Annotated in this window: 9 protein-coding genes; 5 read left to right on the top strand and 4 right to left on the bottom strand. The window is 40.7% G+C overall.

Annotated elements, in window-relative coordinates:
- Together F607_RS35650 and cra are read right to left on the bottom strand one after the other, a co-directional pair.
- On the bottom strand, positions 1-174 hold a 174-nt coding region (locus tag F607_RS35650), incomplete at its 3' end, for an IS200/IS605 family transposase (protein ID WP_038291937.1).
- Between the two features lie 542 nt (positions 175-716).
- The gene (gene cra, locus F607_RS0120580) at positions 717-1,709 is read right to left on the bottom strand and encodes a catabolite repressor/activator (RefSeq protein ID WP_027709594.1); all 993 of its coding nucleotides are present in this window, start codon (positions 1,707-1,709) and stop codon (positions 717-719) included.
- A gap of 291 nt (positions 1,710-2,000) precedes the next feature.
- On the opposite strand from cra, the gene ptsP reads away from it, so the two are divergent.
- From ptsP to F607_RS0120600, 4 genes are all read left to right on the top strand, one after another.
- Positions 2,001-4,907, top strand: coding sequence for a phosphoenolpyruvate--protein phosphotransferase (ptsP, locus tag F607_RS30805; RefSeq protein ID WP_051311685.1), 2,907 nt, complete (start codon positions 2,001-2,003; stop codon positions 4,905-4,907).
- On the top strand, positions 4,907-5,839 hold the full coding sequence (pfkB, locus tag F607_RS0120590; protein WP_027709595.1) for a 1-phosphofructokinase: 933 nt from the start codon (positions 4,907-4,909) through the stop codon (positions 5,837-5,839). The genes ptsP and pfkB overlap by 1 nt, the downstream gene beginning before the upstream one ends.
- 19 nt (positions 5,840-5,858) lie before the next feature.
- On the top strand, positions 5,859-7,652 hold the full coding sequence (locus tag F607_RS0120595) for a PTS fructose-like transporter subunit IIB (RefSeq protein ID WP_027709596.1): 1,794 nt from the start codon (positions 5,859-5,861) through the stop codon (positions 7,650-7,652).
- 321 nt (positions 7,653-7,973) lie between these two features.
- Positions 7,974-8,552, top strand: a complete 579-nt coding sequence (locus F607_RS0120600) for a hypothetical protein (protein ID WP_027709597.1) — start codon at positions 7,974-7,976, stop codon at positions 8,550-8,552.
- Between the two features lie 61 nt (positions 8,553-8,613).
- Here F607_RS0120600 and F607_RS30810 read toward each other — a convergent pair whose 3' ends face one another.
- The gene (locus F607_RS30810; protein ID WP_051311686.1) at positions 8,614-10,512 is read right to left on the bottom strand and encodes a TIGR00341 family protein; all 1,899 of its coding nucleotides are present in this window, start codon (positions 10,510-10,512) and stop codon (positions 8,614-8,616) included.
- Between the two features lie 464 nt (positions 10,513-10,976).
- Here F607_RS30810 and F607_RS0120610 point away from each other — a divergent pair, with 464 nt between their 5' ends.
- The gene (locus F607_RS0120610) at positions 10,977-11,501 is read left to right on the top strand and encodes a hypothetical protein (protein WP_157365549.1); all 525 of its coding nucleotides are present in this window, start codon (positions 10,977-10,979) and stop codon (positions 11,499-11,501) included.
- Between the two features lie 447 nt (positions 11,502-11,948).
- Here F607_RS0120610 and F607_RS0120615 read toward each other — a convergent pair.
- Positions 11,949-12,240, bottom strand: a 292-nt coding sequence (locus F607_RS0120615) for a transposase (RefSeq protein ID WP_027709599.1), incomplete at its 5' end; no start/stop codon positions are given.

Below are 12,240 nucleotides of genomic sequence, written 5' to 3' on the forward strand. Positions count from 1 at the left end.
CTTCAAGTATCCCTCTATTATTTCACTTTCTCTGTGCTTTGCTAACTCATGGAATACTTCTCTAAGATGAGCACGCAAGGCTCCATATATCACTTTTTTCCTATACTTTGGGATAAACACTACATGATATTTACAATCCCACTTGGTATGTGCCAAACTTTTATAGTCTCTCATTAGTTGATTTACCTTCGTTACTTTTTGCTTGAAGCACGAAGGGTATAAAGACCGTGGGAATGGTCAAACCTTTGAGAGTCCCCCGGCATAGCCGGGGGTTTACCTTATTTAATTAATCAAAATATTAATTTATTTGTTAGTTGGCGGCATATTATGTGTTTATAGATAAAAACACCAGTAGGTTACATGTTCTACTACTAAAGGCTCTCAGTACCCTTAGTGCTCCTACTCCCTCCCAGAATACTAACCCCCTCGAAAAAATTTCCGGTAATTAGAGTTATCGGCTATTTTTACAATCAAAAGATAATATAATACCAAATATGGTAATACGTAATATGTGTAGTACACAGAGTTGAAAGGGTAATAAAGGTGGTCTGTTAAGCTGAAGCGTATATAGGCTGATTATTATCTTATTTATGGTATTCGTTAAGGATAGTCGAAAGACGCTGTATATGCCTTTAATGTTTAGTATTTAAAAAATCTTCAAGGCAATAAAACTTAAATATTTTTTGCTTTATTGCCTAAAAAGCATATATGAATCATTAACGGCGAACAATAAGTGAGCGAGGAATTACTTCACGTTGTGGTGTATAAGCACCGTTGATTACTTGCATAGCAAGTTGCCAGGAGTGCTCGGCAATTATGTCGTATTGTTGTGGTAGGGAATTGATTTTAATAGGGAGTAAGTCTAAAGCTCTGCTATTACCAAAGGTGGCTAGCTGATAGTGCTGACATTTTTCAAACCAAGTGCTATCCGCAAGGACTGCAAGGATACCTTCCATTAGGGTGTATGATGTAGTGATAACTGCATCAGGAATGCACCCCAGGTTTTCCACAGCTTTATGAAATAAAGTTTTACCAACAGAGCGGCTGTAATGGTCTCCATAGAAGCAATGTGGAGTAATATTGGGGTATGCCTTCAGTGCATTGCGAAAGCCTGTATCTCGTTGTTTGCTGATGGTCAGTTCAGGCATTGCACTCAGCATCACAACATTTTTTGCTTGTTTTAAGTCTAGCGAGCTGACCAGTATTTCTGCACCATGCTGATCATCACTAATCACACTGATGAAGTCTGAATCAGGTAAAGGGCGGTCTAAGCCAATGATTGGTAGCCCCTGTTTGTTCAGTTGCTGATAGTATTCAACTTCATCCCCTAAGCACGATGACACCATCAATAAGTCAATATTACGAGATGAAAGCATTTTAGCGACTTCAAGCTCTGTAGCAGGGTTATCATCAGAGCTTGCGATAATCAGTTGGTAGCCAGCGGTTCGTGCTAACTGTTCCAGACGTTTAGCAATCCGCAAATAGCTTCGGTTTTCAAAGTCGGGTGTGATAAACCCAAAGGTATTACTCTTACCACGTCTTAACGCAGCAGCAGTATCATTCGGTCGAAAACCATATTGGTTAACGATAGAGAGTACTTTTTCCTGGGTGCGTTGACTAATCCGGTACTTATCTGCTTTGCCATTGATGACGTAGCTGACTGTGGATTTGGATACACCCGCGAGTTTGGCTATTTCTTCCAGTCGCATGAACCGGTTATCCTCACTAAAAATTGCGCTTGATCATACCATAATCAAATCATTTTACTAAGAGACTTGATTTTTTAACTGAATCGTTTAAGCATAGTAGCTGAAACGATAAAGCAAAAACAAGTTTGCGATAACCGATTACTAAAACTAGAGACTGTGAAAAGGTTCTATGGCGTTTATGCAAGGTTCTTTCTAGCAGTATAAGGCTATAAACAAAGTAACAGTATAAATGAACCTAAGTAGCACACTCATTAAGCGTGTAAATAATACGCTAGATATAGGATGGCTTCTATGTTGACCTTAACTTCGCAGGATATCTCTTTACATGCCTCGGCCAGTAGTAAGGCGCAAGCATTACAGCTTGTTGCAGAAAGCATGGTTGATGGCAATCTGGTTAAAGCGGGGTATTTTGATGCTCTGATGGCTAGAGAGAAGCAAATATCAACGTATTTAGGTCAAGGTATAGCCATTCCCCATGGTACTGCAGACAGTAAATCAGAAGTATTAAACACAGGTATTCGTGTTGTGCAATTTCCTCAAGGTGTTGACTGGGGAGATGGGCAAATTGCTTATATCGTGGTGGGTATTGCGGCTAAGTCAGAAGAGCATTTGACCATTCTACAACGCTTAACTCATGTGATTGGTGATGAGCAGACTGCTGCTGAACTGAAAGATACTAATGACCCTAGCCTGATTGCCGCTGTTTTAAATGGCCAGCAGCCAAGTCAAAAACTGCAATTTGACCGAAACTTTGTGGCGTTACAGCAACCACTTTCTTCATTAAACAGCGCAGCAAGTTTAGCAATGACAAAGTTGCTTGATGCTGACGTAATATCCTGGGAGTTTGCCCATCAATTACCTGAATTGCAGCCACGCTACTTGGCAGAAGGAGTTTGGCTTGTAGGGGGATCGGTGGGGGTGAAACGTTCAGCAATCGCTGCTGTTCAATTGGCAGAGCCAACCATACTTAAGCAGCAACCCTTTAAGTTTCTAGTCATGTTTGCAGCGGTTGACCGTCAACATGAACAGGTCATACAACGTTTAATGCAGTTGCACTTCAAAGGTGCACTATCTCAGCTTGTTAATGCAGTTAATCCCCAAGAAGTGGTTCGTTTGCTTAGTAGTGATGTGATTGAGGGTAAAAATATAACGGTAACAGTATTAAATGCAGATGGATTACATGCGCGCCCTGCGGCTCAACTTGTTAAATCATTGGAAAATCTTGATTGCCAAATAGTCGTTGAACCTGCTGATCATTCGGTATTACCTGTCAATGCGCGAAGCTTAACGCAGCTATTGAGCTTAGGCGTCGTACATGGGCAAAAACTGGTGTTCACGGCGCAAGGGTCTCAAGCGGTTAAAGCTTTAGAGGTAATCGAGCAAGGTTTCCTTGATGGGTTAGGAGAGCCTACGGTACCTGTTGTAGATTCAACAAGTAAACCACAGGAAGAACAGCACTTAGAAAAAACGGTACTAACTTCTGGAATTATACAAGGTGTGGGTGCAGCACAAGGCATTGCTGTTGCCCCTATGCAGTTACATTTCAATACACTTGGATCATCAATCGTTGATGATGCTCAACACTATTCTCCCACTGAAGAAATACCGCGTTTGCAATATGCCATTGATGCAGCCAGACAACAGCTTGGCAAACAGGTTGAACGGCTAACCCAAGAAGACTTAGTGGCCATACTGTCGATGCACAGGGATATGCTTGAAGATCCTGAGCTGTCAGATCAGGCCGAACAGTTAATGAAACTAGGACATAAGGCAGAGTGGAGCTGGCAGCAAAGTTTTACCAAGCTTGCTGATATCCAGGAGGCACTGCCAAACCCATTATTGGCTCAGCGTGCAGGTGATATTCGTGATGTGGGTGAACGCGTTTTGCAGCTGTTAACCAAGCATGATGAAGCTTCCTCCTCAGCACAAGAACCTCATATTTGGGTAACTGATGAATTATTACCCTCTACCCTCGCCGAAATGGATACAGCTCTAGTCAAAGGAGTTGCAACAGCTTATGGTGGAGCAAATTCCCATGCTGCAATATTAGCACGCAGTTTAGGTATTCCTTTAGTGGTTGGGTTAGGCGAGTCACTGTTAACGTTAGAAACACCATGGATGGCTATATTGGATGGTGATAAAGGATTATTAGAAATTGCACCAGATGTGTCGCGTATTCAGCAAGCTAAACAAACCGCTGAACGACAAAAACAATTAGAGGCTAGGGCGTTAGCTTCATGCCAACAGCCAGCGATTACCCAGGATCAACATAAAATTGAAGTAGCTGGCAATATAGCTAACTTAGCTGAAGCAGAGAAGACCGTGGAAATGGGTGGTGAAGCTGTTGGCTTACTGCGAACAGAGTTTGTGTTTATGCACTATGCGACGGAGCCAAGTGAAGCACAACAGCAGCAGTATTACCAACAGATTATCCAAACCTTAGCTGGGCGACCACTTGTTGCTCGTTGCCTTGATGTGGGGGGAGATAAGCCTTTGCCATTTTTACCCCAAGCAAAAGAAGAGAATCCATTTTTAGGTGTGCGGGGTATTCGTTTAACACTTCAGCATCCACATGTCTTAGAAACTCAATTAAGCGCGTTAATGGCTGCTGCAGGAGACCAGCCTCTACGCATTATGTTCCCCATGGTTACCGATCTTGCAGAGTGGCATGAAATTAAAGTGATAGCTAAGCGAATTCAGGCTAAATACAGTTGTGCAGACTTGCAATTAGGCATAATGATTGAGGTACCTGCGGCTGCATTACTTGCTGAGCGTTTTGCATCAGAAGTGGACTTCTTTTCAATTGGTACCAATGACCTTTCACAATACACATTAGCTATGGATCGTGGACATCCTAAATTGTCTGCTCGTGTTGATCCACTTCACCCAGCTGTTTTACAGCTTATTAAACATACTGTCGATGGGGCAAAACAGGGACAAGCTTGGGTTGGCGTCTGTGGTGAAATGGCTGCAGATACCGCAGGGTTAGCCTTATTACTTGGGTTGGGGGTGGATGAAGTCAGTGTGTCATCTAAGGCGATACCTCGTACCAAATTATATTTACGACATATGTCATTTAAAGATTGCCAGCAACTGGCCGAACGTGCACTTAGTCTGTCTGATGCTGAACAAGTAAGAAGGTTGGCAGGTGATTATGTTGAAACTATCACGGCTGTATTGAGCGGAGAGAAAAAATAATGCGGCAGGGCATTGCAACGGTTACGATGAATCCCGCGTTAGATTTAACAGGGCAACTGTCGTGTGTTCAGATAGGCGAAGTTAATTCTATTCGTGATTTTTCCTTACGGCCTGCAGGTAAAGGCGTAAATGTTAGTTGTGTGTTAGCAGATATGAATGTTCCAGTTGCTGCTACAGGGATTTTAGGCGATGAAAATGCGCAAGCATTTAATACCCTTTGTACTAATCGTAATATTCAGGATGAGTTTTTGGTAGTACCTGGTAGTACGCGTATAAATGTAAAAATATCTGCTGATCAGATAACCGAGTTTAATTTTCCGGGACTGGAATTTGGCGATTCGGTAATCCACCAGCTTGAAAATACGATAGAACGCTTGTTGCCTGATTTTTCTTTGTGGGTAGTTTCAGGTAGTTTACCTGCCTGTTTGCCACGAGATTATTATTTTAAATTAATTAGCCATTTAAAAGCACATGGTAAAAAAGTGTTATTTGATAGCAGTGGTCTACCATTTGCGGAGGGTATTAAAGCAAAGCCATGGTTAATAAAACCCAATGCTAATGAGCTTGCCGAATGGGCGGGTTTTTCATTGGAGTCTCCTGAGGCGCAAATAAAGGTGGCCAGAGAATTAATTCAAGGAGGCATAACACATGTGGTCATTTCGAATGGCGCTCAAGGGGTTTTGTGGGTAACTGCTGCAGATTATTGGCAGGCGCAACCACCTAAGGTTGATGTTATTAGCACAGTAGGAGCGGGAGATACTTTGGTAGCAGGTATAGCCTATGGTGTGATGAAACAAGAAACACCAGAGGTTATTTTAAGAAGAGCAACCGCCTTATCGGCATGTGCAGTGATGCAGGTAGGGGTTGGTGTAAAGGACTATCAACAAGTAGAACAGATAAGCCATCTCATAAAACTAAAACAGCAGGTTTAGTAGGTTGAGGAGTATAACGATGAAAATCGCAGTAATAACGTATTGCCCGGGTGGCGTGATAAATACTTTCTTAGCGGCTGATGCTATTCAGCAGGCGGCCAATAAGCTAGGTTGGGAAGTATTAATAGAAAGTAGAAGTCATTTACGCCCTTTTGAACCCCTATCGGTAGAACAATTACAGCAAGTAGACTGTGTAATTGTTGCTGGAGCGGGTGAAACAGATTTATCTCACTTAGAAGGGTTACCTGTTTACCGTGGTGCTATAGAGGGTGTGTTAGCAGCGCCAGAGGCTTGGTTAGAAAATGCAGTAAAACAAGCTTCAAGGCATAGTGATTCTGCTATTACAAATACAGAGCGTCTTGCGGAAAATATAACGTCTAATGATGAAAAAGCACCCCAAAATAATACGGTCAGCACTTCATCCGCCCCGCTTAAAGTTGTGGGTATAACCGCATGCCCGACAGGTGTCGCTCATACTTTTATGGCTGCTGAAGCCCTTACTAGTACGGGTAAATCTCTTGGCTATGACGTAAAAATTGAGACAAGAGGTTCTGTGGGAGCGAAAAATACGCTGACTGCTGAGGAAATCGCAGCTGCTGATTTAGTCATACTTGCGACAGACATTGATGTGGATACCCAGCGTTTTGTTGGAAAACGTGTTTTTCACACATCAACAGGGCAGGCTTTAAAGCAGTCGAAGCAGGTATTTGAAAAAGCCCAAAAAGATGCTGCCATTTTAGGTGGTAGTACAGCGGCTGGTAATAAAAGTACAGCACTACAAACAGAAGATAAAAGCTCAGCCAAAGGTTTATATAAGCACCTGATGACAGGTGTATCTTTTATGTTACCGGTAGTGGTAGCGGGTGGTTTAATTATCGCTTTGTCGTTTGTCTTTGGTATTGAAGCATTTAAAGAAGAGGGCACGCTAGCAGCTGCACTTATGCAAATTGGTGGAGGGTCCGCTTTTGCGTTAATGATTCCTGTGCTTGCTGCCTATATTTCCTTTTCCATAGCTGATCGTCCAGGGCTCGCACCAGGCTTAGTGGGCGGTATGTTAGCAAGCTCATTAAATTCTGGATTTTTAGGAGGAATCGCAGCCGGTTTTATTGCTGGATACATTGCACGCTGGATTAATGAAAAAGTTAAATTACCTGATACATTGGCTGCCTTAAAACCCATTTTAATTATTCCATTTTTAGCAACCCTAGCCACGGGTCTCATCATGATTTATGTGGTGGGTACGCCTGTTGCCAGTATTATGGCGTTTATGACAGATTTTCTGGCTAATATGGAAGCGGGTAACGCCGTGTTATTGGGCGCGATATTAGGCGCGATGATGTGCTTCGATTTGGGTGGGCCAGTCAATAAGGCTGCTTATACTTTTGGTGTGGGCTTATTGGCAAGTAAGACCTACTTACCTATGGCTGCGATAATGGCAGCGGGTATGGTGCCTGCAATAGGAATGGGCTTGGCGACATTTATTTTTCGTAAGCGTTTTTCTAAAAATGAGCATGAAGCAGGTAAAGCTTCCTTTGTTCTAGGGTTGTGTTTTATATCTGAAGGTGCAATTCCCTTTGCCGCAAAAGACCCACTGCGTGTTATTCCGAGCTGTATAGCAGGTGGCGTTGTCACAGGTGCACTTTCCATGTGGATAGGAGCAACGCTGATGGCGCCACATGGAGGCATCTTTGTATTCTTTATTCCTAATGCGGTTAATAGTGTCTTAATGTACTCAGCGGTTATCGGTATTGGTTCTTTAATTACAGCGTTTACCTATGGGATATGGCTGATGAAGAAGCCAATAAAAGAGTAGATTTTATAGTTAACCCTTACTGCCATAAATCACTGTGGTAATTTGCCCCGTCATTGATGGGGCTTTTTTTTGCTGAATTTATAGAATGCTTTGTTTTCCTTGTTGATAAAGTTACAAACCACTAAAAGCAAAATTATAGTTAGTTTATTTGTTGCTCAAAATAGCCTCATTAAAACCCCTTCACTTTGTGTATACAGAGCTGAAAGATGCCTATTGATTTTTTCAAGAAATACATTTCTAATAGTGACGTTTTGGTCATTCAGGATGAGTCTGTTCAATAACGTTTCTACACTTACTGAACGATATAAAAGGAATAATTTGATGTTCAAAAAATTAGCCACACTATCGCTTTCCACTGTATTAGGTTTTTCTTCTGTAGCTGTTGCAGGTAATAACCCATTTTCACAGTATTGTTTTGCTGATGCTCCAAGTACGATGTCAGCTTGGCAAGCGAACCCTCTTTCAGTAACGATGGCCCTTGAGCATGCTAATATTGCATTTATTGGTACTGTTAAGTCTACTGAGCTGGTTAAAGAGGGATATGATGATTCGGGTGTTTTTCGAAGAGAGCAGAAAGTACAGTTCTTAGTGGAAAATACCCTGTACAACAATACTGCATTTGAAACGCTAATGGGTAAAAAAACCGATGATTTAACCTTGACGTTAAAATCGGAGTTTGGAGGTGATGTATTTAAAAGCCAGTACCCATTTGAAAAAGGAAAGACCTATATTGTACATGCTAATGTTGAGCAGACAGAAGCATATGACAAGTACATCGCAACAGTATTTCCCTGTGGTCCCACAACTTCACTTGCGGAAGAAAAGTCCTATAAACATATCCAGATTCTGGATGACATCATGGCAGGCATTCTTATTGTAGAGCCTCCCATGCCTCACTAAATACTTTAGAGTAAGTTTGTGCACTCAGCGCTGTTTGCTGAGTGCTATAAATGTTTGTTCACTAAAACTTAATGATCACTGTCATTTCAATTTGTAATGGCCGCTGAATCTTCTCTTCCATCAATTTTTTTATTGAGTCAAGCTCCTCTTTTTTAGGAGGCTGATTGGTCACCAGTTCAAAGTGTACAGATAAAGGGTCACTCCGTCGTATAACGACATTACGTAAATCTGCATTATTTAAAGGAATAGTTGATAAAGCTATTTCCCACCGATTTTTTTGAACAATTTTATAAAAACTTGTAGCTAATGGAATAGCCACAAAGCATGTCAACATAATTGAAAACAGTAATCCTTTTTTTGCACGAGTAAAGGGCGAAAAGCCTAGCCAAAAAAAAGTGGCTGCGGCTGCAAGTACAATACCAGCCAAGTTAGTCAGAAAAAGTAGGAAAGATCCAAAAACTATAGTCCAATCAAGCCAACCAATACCTATACCTGTTGTTGCAATAGGTGGTATCAGGGCAACTGCAATAGCAACACCTGCGAGACTTTTGGCAATCTCAGCCCTGGCATGGGCATAAGCGCCTGCAATACCTGAAATAATGGCTACGCCCAAGTCTAACAATGTTGGTGATGCCCTAGCGGCCATCTCTGTGGTAATAAACTGTAGTGGAATGATCAAGGTTAATACAACACTAAAGAAAAGCGCTAACGATAACCCGGCTAACAAAGCCTTGCAGCTCAGTGATATTAAACTGAAATCTTGGCGTACAACCCCCATCGCTGCTGAGATAATGGGGCCCATTAATGGTGCAAGTAGCATGGCTCCAATTAGCACCGCTGCTGCATTTGCAAATAAGCCCAATGTCGCAAGCAAAGTGGATAAAACCATTAGGGTTAAGTAATTGGCAGATAATGTCGCATTATCCTTCAGTGCATTATAAATATCGCGGAACTCGTCTGTTCCTGCATGCAAGTGCCAGGGAAGGTGTTTGGTAACTAATTCATTTACAGTATCACCAGTAGGTAAATGTTGAACTCGATAACTTTCTTTTTGAGTGGTTGCAGGCTTATCAATGGTTAAATACTTTCCTGGTATCAAATTGATTGCGCGGGGAATTATGCTCAGTTGCAGTGCTTCAGCCTGTGCTTTTTGACTATCTATTCTGTAGTTAATCGTACTTTCACAAGTAATATTAAGGGCGCCTGCTTTAATATGCCCTATAAATTCAGGTAATTTACTTGAGGGCTTGATCGCGATGCAGAACATGCCAAATATAAGTTGTCGTATACTACGAGGTGAGAACAGAAATGTGTGAAATAAACCGTCGTTGATATTTGTTTCGCCAATCAGCTCTTGGATATAGCGTGTATTTCGTGCATGTTCAACAATCGATATTGCTAATACGGCGGTAGAAATGGACTTCTCTTTTTGGGTTACCAGTGTTATTTTAAAAGGCTGCTTTACAAGTAGCTTCCTCCACTGCTGAAAAAATACTTTTAAACGGTCGAAGAGTGAACCACTGCCAATATTGACAGGCTTTAGACCTAAGAAGTCACCAATTTCTACAGAGTTAAGAACGGCCTCATTATTACATACTAATAAGTCTATGCTATGGGTATCATGATTAAAGATATCGTATACAGCATCAGCCATTTTGGTTGATAAGCCATAACCAACGACTGCATTTGGAGAGTCAGGGTGTGGAAGAATAGCGATAGTACAGTGGCTACCACTTACTTGGGTAATTATTTGTTTTAATAGGTTGTCAGATAAATATAATATTAAAATTGTATGAGGTGGACATTGTTCAAGCCACTCATGTTTTATGTCGTGTGCATGGAGGATTTGAATGGTTGATTGGGGAGCATGTGAAGCAATTAACCTGACTGCATCGTCAGGTGTTGTATCTTCAGTTATCAAATAATATGTTTCTGGAATTTCTTGGGTATTCGTGTCCATTACATTAATTCGCTTAGGCTAAACTCGTCACAACCCTACCCTTCGTTTTGGGTATCTCATCCAAGTATATATCTATAAAAGAAGTTTACGAGCGTTCAACCAAATGTGATGAAACCCAAACTGTTGTTCTGAATAGCTCTCAGTGTTTTTTAATGTGTTGATTAGATGAAATCTAAGTCTTATCAAGACTGTAAGTCGTGTCTCGTTATTTCAATAAATTCACTACAGGTTGCATCTTCTTTCTCTGCTTGTACTCAAATAGTTATACCCTTCAATAGGGTATAGTTTATATGTGTGATAGTGTATTTAAGCGGGGAGCCGTATATTAGTACGGAAGTGGCAAGATGTTGAGATCATTTGCAATAGTAGTGAGCGTTATCCTGTATTGTTATACAACAAATGTACGTGCAGGCTTATGCCCGGGGTCTGATTTACATAAAGCGGGGATAGAGCCATTTTTACAAGTGAATGCATTTATATTTTGCGGAAATGGTATTGAAGTATCAGCTCATGAGTATCTAGCGTCAAGTTATGACGTGGTTGACATACACTCGAAAAAGTCAGTACTTTCGTTCTCAAAACAACAAACCACTTATGTAGCACTGAAGGGCGATCAACTTAATATTGAAACATTCTACCCGCTGCCAACGGGAGATAACTGGGGGCTAAAGCAATATCCACACTATCGCTACGCTCTTATAAAAAACAAGTTTATAAAAAAATATATATTTCAGACACCTATGATTCCTAAAAAGTCATTACGTGCTGCACAGGATATGCTAAAAAATATTGATGAAAGTGCTAAGAGAGTACAGCAATTATCTTCAATTTTACTCTTAGCTGCACTTAATAAATCAAGTGAAGCAGAAAAAGCGCTTTTTTCTTTGAATAAAAGAGTTGAAATGGATGTTTACCATTTAGCAGCGCATAAACAAAATGTCACTTTTTTGAAAGAGCACAAAGTTGAAAAAAACACTAGCAGTAAGTGAAAACAATTGTTCATTATATAAAATAAGACTACCTAAATTTTACATCTTTATTGTATTTCCTTCGTAGCCATATAGCACCCAAAAAAGATTCAAAAAAATACATTGCCTCTAAAGTGAGGAGGGAGCTGTGATGATTGAGGCAATGTAACCCTTATGCCAATGTAAAAATCGTCTAACAATTTATTAAAAACTTGTCAGTATTTCAACTGAAGCTTGTCTCTATTCTGTTTGGATTGTAAAAAATCATGAGACAAGTCAATGGACTTTGGTACATAAATAAGAGGTATAATTTTTTTGAAAATACAACCTTAGTTATAAATTGGTTATGTTGACTGATCTCAAGAGAATAAAGTTAAATTACTCGATAAATGATTATGTGTGAGGCTGATTTTTAGTGAATGGAGTAAAAAAAGGACCCTGTAAATATTTCTGTGTATCCGCCCAGTTTTAAATATAGGGTCTAAGTCGACCTTCAAACTCAATCATAAATCGATTTAACGCCGCTTTCCAATTTCGAATCGGCATTGTCCACTTTTTTGATGCATCCTGAATCGCTAAGAAAATAACTTTTCTTGCCGCATCATCCGTTGGAAACAATTTACGCTTTTTAATCGCTTTTCGAATGACACTGTTGAGTGACTCAATCGCATTCGTCGTATAAATCGCTCTTCGAATATCATCAGGGTAGTTGAACAGTGTCCTTAGGTTTTCCCAGTGCTGTTTCCAGGAGCGGCTAATT

Source organism: Zooshikella ganghwensis DSM 15267 (assembly GCF_000428585.1).
Classification (GTDB): domain Bacteria; phylum Pseudomonadota; class Gammaproteobacteria; order Pseudomonadales; family Zooshikellaceae; genus Zooshikella; species Zooshikella ganghwensis.

Coding starts and splice junctions, on each gene's coding strand:
- cra (WP_027709594.1), bottom strand. CDS start 1,709: ATGCGACTGGAAGAAATAGCCAAACTCGCGGGTGTATCCAAATCCACA.
- ptsP (WP_051311685.1), top strand. CDS start 2,001: ATGTTGACCTTAACTTCGCAGGATATCTCTTTACATGCCTCGGCCAGT.
- pfkB (WP_027709595.1), top strand. CDS start 4,907: ATGCGGCAGGGCATTGCAACGGTTACGATGAATCCCGCGTTAGATTTA.
- F607_RS0120595 (WP_027709596.1), top strand. CDS start 5,859: ATGAAAATCGCAGTAATAACGTATTGCCCGGGTGGCGTGATAAATACT.
- F607_RS0120600 (WP_027709597.1), top strand. CDS start 7,974: ATGTTCAAAAAATTAGCCACACTATCGCTTTCCACTGTATTAGGTTTT.
- F607_RS30810 (WP_051311686.1), bottom strand. CDS start 10,512: ATGGACACGAATACCCAAGAAATTCCAGAAACATATTATTTGATAACT.